Here is a 7404-nt window from a genome sequence, read left to right as displayed (position 1 = left end):
TTATCTTATAAACTAGGACAAACTTTGATAGAAAATTCAAAAAGTATATTAGGATATATAAGAATGCCTTATGTATTATCATATATAAAAGATAAACATAAATTTGAACAAAAAGCCTATGAAGAAAAAATAAAAGAAAATCCAAATTTAGCTTTACCTCCTTTAGAAACTTATCCTGATTATAATGAAGCTTTAAAAGAAAAAGAATGTTTTACTTATAAACTAGGTGAAGCTTTTATTAAAGCTAATAAAAATTGGTATGGAGGGGGATACCTAAAACTATTTTTTGAGATAAGAAAACTAAGAAAGGAATTTAAAAAGAAAAAAGCATAATTTTTCATCTAAGTATTGAATTTGATTATTTCTGAAAGATATTTTTGTATTTTTTAAATAAATTTGAAATTTAAGAAAAATAATCCCAAACAACCTTGATAATAGTTATACCCACTACGATTAAAAATAGACTTAGCTTATTTTTTGATAAAATTTGTTAAAATTGCAAAAATTAACTTTAGAAAGAAATTTTTATGGATAATTACGAATTTAGCGAACTACTAAAAACTCTTAAAAATAAAGTAGGCAATATAGCCTCTATCATCAAACCACAAAGTATTCAAGAAAGGCTTAAGGAAATTGAAGAGCTAGAAAATTCTCCTTCTTTTTGGAACGATGTTAAACAAGCTGGAGTTATCGGAAAAGAAAAAACTAAAATTGCAAATTTATTAAAAAAATACGAAGAAGCTTTATCGGCCGTTGATGATGCAAGCGAACTTTTTGATTTAGCTAATGCAGAAAACGATATGCAAACCTTAGAAGCTTTATTTAATGATGCACCAAAGCTTGAAGATGCGATAACAAGCCTTGAAATTTCCATGCTTTTAAGTGGAGAAAATGATAGCAAAAACGCAATTGTTTCCATTCATCCAGGAGCAGGCGGAACAGAAAGCAATGACTGGGCAAGTATGCTTTATAGAATGTATTTAAGATTTTGCGAAAGAGAAGGATTTAAGGTTGAAACTCTTGACTTTCAAGAAGGCGATGAAGCAGGACTTAAAGACGTAAGTTTTTTAGTTAAAGGTGATAACGCTTATGGTTATTTAAAGGCTGAAAATGGAATTCATCGCTTAGTAAGAACTTCTCCTTTTGATAGTGCCGGACGTCGTCATACAAGCTTTTCAAGTGTTATGGTAAGTCCTGAGCTTGATGATGACATAGAGATTGAAATCGAAGAAAAAGATATCAGGATTGATTATTATCGTGCTAGTGGTGCAGGCGGACAGCACGTTAATAAAACAGAATCAGCCGTTAGAATCACACATTTTCCAACAGGAATAGTCGTGCAATGCCAAAACGATAGAAGCCAACATAAAAACAAAGCAACCGCTTTTAAAATGCTAAAATCTCGCCTTTATGAACTTGAACTCATGAAACAACAAGATAGTGCAAATTCAGGCGAAAAAAGCGAGATAGGCTGGGGACATCAAATCCGCTCTTACGTGCTTTTTCCTTATCAGCAAGTCAAAGACAATCGCAGCGGAGAAGCCTTTTCTCAAGTAGATAATATCTTAGATGGAGATATCAAAAAAATGATTGAAGGCGTTTTGATCGCTTTAAAAGCGGAATAAAAAGGATTAAAATGACTTTCAATCTTACCCATTTAAGACAACTTGAAAGTGAGTCTATTTTCATAATGCGTGAAGTAATATCTGAATTTGAAAAGCCAGCTATGCTTTATAGCATAGGTAAAGATAGTTCAGTGATGCTTCATCTTTTACAAAAAGCTTTTTATCCAGCTACTCCTCCTTTGCCTTTAGTGCATGTAGATACGACTTGGAAATTTAAAGAAATGATAGAATTTCGTAATAAAAGAGCTAAAGAACTCGGTATGGAACTTATCGTTTATACTAATCCAAAAGGCAAAGAAATAAATATATCCCCTTTTACACATGGCTCAAATATGCATACAGATATCATGAAAACTCAAGCTTTAAAGCAAATGCTTGATTTATACCAATTTGATGCTGTTTTTGGAGGAGCTAGACGCGATGAGGAAAAATCTCGAGCAAAAGAGAGAATTTATTCCTTCCGTGATGAAAATCATGCTTGGGATCCTAAAAACCAACGCCCAGAACTTTGGAATTTATATAATGGACGCCATAAAAAAGGAGAATCCATAAGAGTTTTTCCGCTGAGCAATTGGACTGAACTTGATATTTGGCAGTATATATACCTTGAAAATATTCCTATACCAAGTCTTTATCTTGCCAAAAAAAGACCTATAGTTGAATACATGGGAGCAAAAATTTTAGTTGATGATGATAGAATGCCAAAAGATTTAGCAAAAAATACTAAAGAAGAAATGGTAAGATTTAGAACTTTGGGTTGCTATCCTCTAACTGGAGCCATAAATTCAAATGCCACAAGTGTTTTAGATATCATAGAAGAACTACTTCTAGCTACAACCAGTGAAAGACAGGGAAGACTTATAGATAGTGATGAAGAAGCTAGCATGGAAAAGAAAAAACAACAAGGATATTTTTAATGCAAAGTGTAGAAAATTATCTAAAAGAACATGAAAATAAAGAACTTTGTCGTTTTATCACTTGTGGTAGTGTTGATGATGGAAAATCCACTCTTATAGGAAGATTGCTTTATGATACTAAAGCTCTTTTTAGCGATCAATTAAGCACCTTAGAAAAAGATAGTAAAAAAATGGGGAATGCCGGAGATAAACTTGATTTTGCACTTTTAGTAGATGGGCTTACAAGCGAAAGAGAACAAGGCATCACCATAGATGTGGCTTATAGATTTTTTACCAGTAATAAACGCAAATTTATTATAGCTGATACACCAGGGCATGAACAATATACTAGAAACATGGCAACAGGAGCAAGCACAGCAGATATTGCTATTATTTTAATTGATGCAAGAAAAAGGGGTTTTAAAGCAAACTAAAAGGCATTCTTATATAGTGAGCTTACTTGGTATTAAAAATTTTATCATTGCCATTAACAAAATGGATCTAGTTTCTTACGAAGAAAAAATCTTCAATAATATTTGTAAAGATTATGAAAAAATCATCCCTTATTTACAAGAAGGTATCCAAACACACTTTATTCCCATTTGTCTTTAAATGGTGAAAATATCACTCAAAAAAGTAGAAATTTATCTTGGTATAAAGGCGAAACCCTACTTACACTTTTAGATGAAATTAAAATAAATAAAATCATTCGGGATAATTTTATCATGCCTGTGCAGTATGTTAATCGCCCACATTTAAATTTTCGTAGTTTTTGCGGAAATATAGCAAGTGGTTATGTAAAATTACAAGATGAAGTTATAGTCTTGCCTTCTATGCAAAAATCTAAAATTAAAAGTATCATTACAAATGATATTAAAGATTTAAGAACTTTAGATGAAAATGAAATCATTCCAAGTCAAAATGAAGCTTGTGTTAATATGGCCGTGAGTTTATGTTTAGAAGATGAAATCGATATTTCTAGAGGCGATATTTTGACATCTATCAACCATGATCTTAAAATAAGCAATACTTTTGAAGCTATGATTATATGGATGAGTCAAAAACAATTAGATTTTAATGAAAATTATCTTATAAAAAGAGCTCATAATCTTTGCAATGTTAAATTTGAAAATATTAACTATAAAAAAGATATCAATACTTTTAAAGAAGAAAATGCCTCAAATTTAATACTTAATGATATTGCAAATTGTACTTTAAAACTAGATAAAAATTTAGCACTTAAAGAGTATAAAGATAATAAAACCTTAGGATCATTTATTATCATCGATAAATATAGCAATGAAACCTTAGTCGCAGGTATGATAATAAAAATTTTAAATTCACAACAAAGCCAAAGAATTTACACTCAAGCTGAAATAGAACTTAACGCTTTTATAAGAAAAAACTATCCAGAATGGGGGTGTAGAAAAATATGAAAATCATAGTAGGTATCACGCTTTTAATTCTACTTATATTGCTTATACGCAACAAAATAAAGCCTGCTGTTTTATTTGGAAGTTTGGCAGGATTTTACTACGCTTTAGGTTATCTTGATTTTAAAACTTGGATAAGTTCTTATACAAATGATTCTTTAATTTCACTCATGTTACTACTTTTAGTTTCTATCGCTGTTGAAAAAACTATCATTATAGAATGGGCAAGTAAATTTATCATAGGAAAAAACTATAATCTTTCTCTTTTGAGATTAGGTGTAATTACTTGTGCAGTTTCAGCCTTTTTAAACAATACCGCAGTAGTAGCAAGCTTTATGGGTATAGCAAAAAACAATAAATTTCAAGCTCCTTCAAAGCTTTTAATCCCTCTTTCTTATTTTGCCATAGTAGGCGGTGTTATCACTCTTGTGGGAACTTCTACAAATTTAATCATCAATTCCTTTGTGGTGCAAAATGGACTACCAAGTCTTAAAATGTTTGATTTTTTTTATATAGGTATAGCTTTAAGTATAGGAATGATTTTGGTTTTGATGATTTTTAGTAAATTATTGCCCCATTATGAAAATAAAGATAAAAATATAAAAGAACATTTAATCGCCTTAAAAGTCTTAGAAAATAGCTCTTTAATAGGTAAAAGCATAGAAGAGAACAAACTTAGAAATTTAGAGTTTTTATTTTTGATAGAAATTCAAAGAAACAATCAAAGCATTACCCCCGTTTCACATAATGAAATTATAAATGCAAAAGATACACTTATATTTAGTGGAGATATTTCACAACTTGAAACTCTAAATAAATTTGATGGCTTAAAACTTGCAGATGGTTATGAGTTAAAAGAAAGTAAATTTATCGATGCAATCATTTCTCCAACTTCTAATTTAATTGGAAAAAGTGTAAAAGAAGCTAATTTTAGATCTAAATTTGACGCAGCTATTATTTCTTTACAAAGAGGAGATGTGCATATCAAAAAAATTGGCGAAAGTGTTTTGCAAGCTGGAGATAGAATGATTTTAGCTGTGGGTAAAGATTTTATCCTAAGGGATAATTTGGCTAAAAATTTTTATTTACTTTCAAATATCAAACAAAACGAAAAACTTGATGCTAAAAAAAGCTTATTGACCATAATGGCTTTTTTAGGTGTTATTATTTTTTCGGCTTTAAATTTTATCTCTTTTACCAAGGCTTTGCTTATTTGTTTAGGCTTTTTACTACTTTGCAAATTTATCAAGCTTGATGAAATAAAAAGGCGTTTTCCTTTTGATATTTTTATCATAGTAGGCTCTTCTTTAACAATTACTAAAGTACTTGTAGACAGCGGACTTGCCAAAGATTTAGCCCAACTTATCACAGGTTTTTTTGGATATTATGGAGTTTATGGAAGTTTTATAGGAATTTATCTTTTAACCCTACTTTTAACCGAATTTATTACCAATAATGCTGCTGCGGCCTTAGCTTTCCCTATAGGTTTTGCCACAGCTCAAGCCTTAGGAGTAAATCCTTTACCTTTCATCTTTGCTGTAGCTTATGGGGCTAGTGCTGGGTTTATGATACCACATGGATACCAAACTCATTTAATGGTTAGCTCGCTTTGTGATTACAAAATGACAGATTTTATAAAAATAGGTGCCATTGTTTCTATCGTGTATAGTGCTATAGTTCTCATAGGTGTACCTTTAATCTTTAATTTTTAGGATATTTATGGATAAAAATCTTACCTGGCATAATACAAATATCACCAAAGAACAAAGATCAAAACTTAAAAATCAAAAACCTTGCGTACTTTGGCTAACAGGACTTAGCGCAAGTGGAAAATCAACCATTGCCAATGCCTTAGAACAGAAATTACACGAGCTTGGTTTTCATACTTATTTGCTTGATGGAGATAATATTCGCTTGGGTTTAAATAAAGACTTGAGCTTTGATGAAAACTCAAGAGTGGAAAATATAAGACGCATAGCAGAACTTTGCAAACTTTTTGTTGATAGTGGTTTGATTATACTAAGCGCTTTTATCTCACCCTTTAAAAGCGATAGAGTTTTAGCAAGATCTTTGGTAAAAAAAGATGAATTTATAGAAATTTTCGTAGATACACCTTTAGAACTCTGTGAAAAAAGAGATCCTAAAGGACTTTACAAAAAGGCAAGAAATGGAGAAATAAAAAATTTCACAGGTATAGACAGCCCTTATGAAAAACCTCAAAATCCTGAAATTCATTTGCAAAATTCCAAAGCCAAACTTAATGAAAATATAGATACAATCTTAAACTATCTTAAAGAAAATGGATATATTGATGCTTGAAAAAATTTATGTAGAAAATAAAAATATTTGAGTAAAAAGGTTTTTTGCATAATAAAATTTTAAAAATTCTTGTTTGATGGAGTTAAATATTGTTTAAAGATTATCACGATAAATATGGTTGTATCTTTATCCATGTACCAAAAGTTGCTGGAACAAGCATAGAAAGAGTCGTTTTTGAAACAGATAAATGGCTTATTGGACATGTGAGAGCATTAGACTATATCAAACAAGATAAAAACAAATTTGAAAGTTATTTTTCTTTTGCTTTTGTAAGAAATCCTTTTGACAGAATGGTTTCTGCATTCCATTATCTTAAAAAAGGCGGTGGAAATGATTATGATAAAAATTGGGCGAATGAAAATTTAAAAGACTTTGATACTTTTGAACAATTTGTTTTAGCTTTACAAAATAAAAATGTAAAAGATAAAATTCTATCTTGGCAACATTTTACTCCACAATATAAATTTATCTGTGATGAAAATAAAAATATTTTAGTTAATTTTATAGGTAAATTAGAAAATATAAATAATGATTTTAAAATAGTTAAAAATGAATTAAATTTTAATAGAAATTTAATTCATTCAAATTCAAGCAAGCATGAAATTTTCTCAAATTATTACAATGAAAAAACATACAACATAATAGCAGAGCTTTATAAGGAAGATTTTGCATTATTTGATTATGATTTAGAATATAAAGAATCTATTTATAAGAATTTGGATGTGCAATTCTTATTAAGTATGTACAAAGAAAAATTATTTTTAAAAAATAAAGAGATAGAAAAACTTAGATTATCGCAATTTAAAAAAAATAAAGAAATAAATTCCCAAAATAATATAATTTCAAAACAAACTAATCAAATTCATAATTTAAATGAAACACTAAATTTCCAAAATCGCTATGGAAAAGCTAAAATAAGAATTCAAAACCAACTTTCTTATAAACTAGGACAAGCTTTGATTTTAAATTCTAAAAGTGCATTAGGCTATTTATCTTTACCTTTTATAATATTAAGTATTGTTATTTCACATAAACAAGAACAAAAGGCTTATAAATTTAAAGTAAATAAAAATCCAAATTTAGCTTTACCTCCTTTAGAAACTTATCCTGATTATAATGAAGCTTTAAAAG

Annotated in this window: 5 protein-coding genes and 2 pseudogenes; all 7 read left to right on the top strand. The window is 29.4% G+C overall.

All coding sequences use genetic code 11. The annotated features are described in order from the left end of the window. Positions 1-333 (top strand): annotated as a pseudogene (locus tag AJN64_RS08640) (sugar transferase); the annotation flags it as partial. 194 nt (positions 334-527) lie between these two features. Beyond that, positions 528-1625 carry a peptide chain release factor 2 gene (gene prfB / locus AJN64_RS08635; RefSeq protein ID WP_053872504.1) on the top strand — a complete coding sequence of 366 codons (1098 nt, stop codon included), beginning with the start codon at positions 528-530 and terminating at the stop codon, positions 1623-1625. Between the two features lie 11 nt (positions 1626-1636). Then, positions 1637-2542, top strand: coding sequence for a sulfate adenylyltransferase subunit CysD (cysD, locus tag AJN64_RS08630; protein WP_053872503.1), 906 nt, complete (start codon positions 1637-1639; stop codon positions 2540-2542). Next, positions 2542-3957, top strand: a pseudogene (gene cysN, locus AJN64_RS08625) (sulfate adenylyltransferase subunit CysN). The gene cysD and the pseudogene cysN overlap by 1 nt, the downstream one beginning before the upstream one ends. Then, on the top strand, positions 3954-5666 hold the full coding sequence (locus AJN64_RS08620) for an SLC13 family permease (RefSeq protein WP_053872502.1): 1713 nt from the start codon (positions 3954-3956) through the stop codon (positions 5664-5666). Before cysN ends, AJN64_RS08620 begins: the two are co-directional and overlap by 4 nt. 7 nt (positions 5667-5673) lie before the next feature. After that, positions 5674-6273, top strand: a complete 600-nt coding sequence (gene cysC / locus AJN64_RS08615; protein WP_070292884.1) for an adenylyl-sulfate kinase — start codon at positions 5674-5676, stop codon at positions 6271-6273. An 89-nt stretch (positions 6274-6362) separates the two neighbouring features. Further along, a partial coding sequence (locus tag AJN64_RS08610) for a sulfotransferase family 2 domain-containing protein (RefSeq protein ID WP_070292883.1) occupies positions 6363-7404 on the top strand: 1042 nt, incomplete at its 3' end.

This window comes from Campylobacter sp. BCW_4332, from assembly GCF_001763175.1.
GTDB lineage: Bacteria > Campylobacterota > Campylobacteria > Campylobacterales > Campylobacteraceae > Campylobacter_D > Campylobacter_D jejuni.
Note: the sequence above shows the minus strand (reverse complement) of the source record. Positions and strands in the feature narration are given on the sequence as shown.